Source organism: Tessaracoccus bendigoensis DSM 12906 (genome assembly GCF_900141915.1).
GTDB lineage: Bacteria > Actinomycetota > Actinomycetes > Propionibacteriales > Propionibacteriaceae > Arachnia > Arachnia bendigoensis.
The window spans coordinates 1-2,130 of record NZ_FQZG01000141.1; the positions used below are offsets into that span (position 1 = coordinate 1).

The 2,130-nt window shown below is 66.3% G+C and carries 2 protein-coding genes; both read right to left on the reverse strand.

What is annotated here, in order from left to right; translation table 11 throughout:
* Positions 1-363: 363 nt before the first annotated feature.
* On the reverse strand, positions 364-1,512 hold the full coding sequence (locus BUC15_RS18740; protein WP_073191609.1) for a phage tail sheath family protein: 1,149 nt from the start codon (positions 1,510-1,512) through the stop codon (positions 364-366).
* A 406-nt stretch (positions 1,513-1,918) separates the two neighbouring features.
* The coding region (locus BUC15_RS20600; RefSeq protein WP_217652306.1) for a hypothetical protein at positions 1,919-2,130 on the reverse strand (212 nt) is incomplete at its 5' end.

Sequence of the window (2,130 nt, forward strand, 5' to 3'; positions counted from 1 at the left end):
CGCGTGCGTCGCTAGCGCTCCTTCCGGCGCGGCTCAACCAGCCGCCGGTTGAGCCGGTCCCACCGCGCGAAGCGCCGGGGACCGTGACGAAACCACCGCGACCTGCCCGCAGACCCTCCCAAGAACCAGTGGTCAACACCCTGCACCGTGCGCAAGACCCAACCCACAAAGACCCGTGGTCAACACCCTGCACCGTGCGCAAGGAGGTTTCTTCACGCCAGCTCGCAGGGGTCGCCGGTTCTTCGCCGATCCATGCTTCGGAGCACGGGTCGTCGTACGCAACGCCCTGCAGGACGCACCCATCAGCTCAGTAGCTCTCCGTCCATATGCTCAACTGAATCTCGTCCAAATGCTCAGCCCGGGTCAGAAGGTCGAGGCTGGGCGGCCGGACGCTGGGTCCCGAGTAGGTTCCGGGAGTTGGATTCGGAGGTTGGCAAACTCTCCGGGCCTGCTGAGGGCGAGCCCGACGAGGAGGTTTACCACGCCGTCGTCGACGTCGCCCTGGGTGATCGTCGAGGTGTCGCAGCGGACAAACCAGGCTTCACCAGGCGTAGCCCCCTGCAACGCCCCGCCCAAGAACAGCCGCAGGCAGAACGCGTCGACATCCTGCCGAATCCGACCACACAGGGCCGCGTCGTTCGGCATACCCTCCGGCCAGAGCCCGGAGCCAGTAATGCTGCGGGTCACGTACTGCGCGGTGCGCCGCACGTTCAGATAGCGCCACTCTCCGGTGTAACCGGTTGCCCCCGCTATCGTCCGGGCGCCCCACGCGAGGATCGCTCCCCCCGGTTCGGTTCGGATCGAATTCACCCCAGCCTGGTTCAGCTCGCCCATCTCGGCATCGCTCAACCGCTCAATGCCTGATACCCCGTGCAGCTGGCCGCGTGTCCCGGTCGGCGCCTTCCAGATCCCAAACTCGCGGTCCACCCGGGCAATGACACCGGCCATCGCGCCGCTTGCCCCCAGTTGGCGGATGCCAGAGTCGGTCTCTACCTTGAGCGGCGGGAACCAGACCGCGGCGTCCTGAGAATCCAAGCCGCAGGCGCGGGCCCAGGCAGTCATCGTCGCGGAATCTTCGATCCAGTGCGGCGGATCCAGCAGGAACATGGCCTGCCGATCCTCGACGAACCGAACCGCGTGTCGTGTGAAGGAGGCGAGCTGCGGCGTCTCCAAATCTCCGGGCTCGTCCAACGTCGCAGCCGCAGGCACGCACAGCAGGTCGAAGGCGGTGTCTCGCAGCGAATCGACTGCGTAGACGAGCGCCTCGAGCGTCGTGAGACCGGGTTCGTGGCCGGTTCCGCACACCCAGGCCTGCTTTCCCCCGTTGTCGAAAAAGTGCCTGACTGCCAGAGCCCCGGGCACGAAGCGTTCCGCTCTCCCGAACGTCTCGGCGAACTCCTCGACGCTGCCGACGCTGACAGGCTCAAGCACTGGGCCGCAACTGAAGGTATCCACGAACGCCGCTACACCGCTGGGGGCGTTGACCACACCGTGGGATTCGGGTGTCTCCATGCGTGCACTCTAACTGGCGAACCTGGGGCACGTGGCCGGGTCGCAGAGCGCGTGGAGCCGAGCATCGGTTAAGTCGGGCCGAGCGCCGGTTGAGCCGGTCCCACCGCGCGAAGCGCCGGGGACCGTGACGAAACCACCGCGACGTGCGCGCAGACTCTCCCAAGAACCTGTGGTCAGCACTCTGCACCGTGCGCGAGGTGGTTTCGTCACGCCAGCTCGCAGAGCTCGCCGGGCGGCTCAACCAGCGGGGGCCAGGGGTTCGTCACGCGCGTGCGTCGCTAGCCTTCCCTCGGCGCGGCTGAACCAACCCGAAAACCTTCATCGACCGTCCCCCAAACAGCGCAGGTCTGCTTGACCACCACGCTCACTCTGAGCGAACGCCCGTTCGGATTGGCCACTACGACAGTCACTGGTAGGCCGTAGCGGCAAGCTCGAGCCATTCCAGTACGGGGACGAAAAGGCGCAGCGCACCCAACAAGTCGTCGGCCGAGGACGGGTCCGTGGTGGGAAGCAAAGCCAAAACCGCATCCCGAGCCACAGCCAGCTCCACCTCAGTAACCACCAAAGCCGACAACACACCCACCAAGCCACCGACCACGTGCCGGTCCGCACCCGGAA

Coding starts and splice junctions, on each gene's coding strand:
- BUC15_RS18740 (WP_073191609.1), bottom strand. CDS start 1,512: ATGGAGACACCCGAATCCCACGGTGTGGTCAACGCCCCCAGCGGTGTA.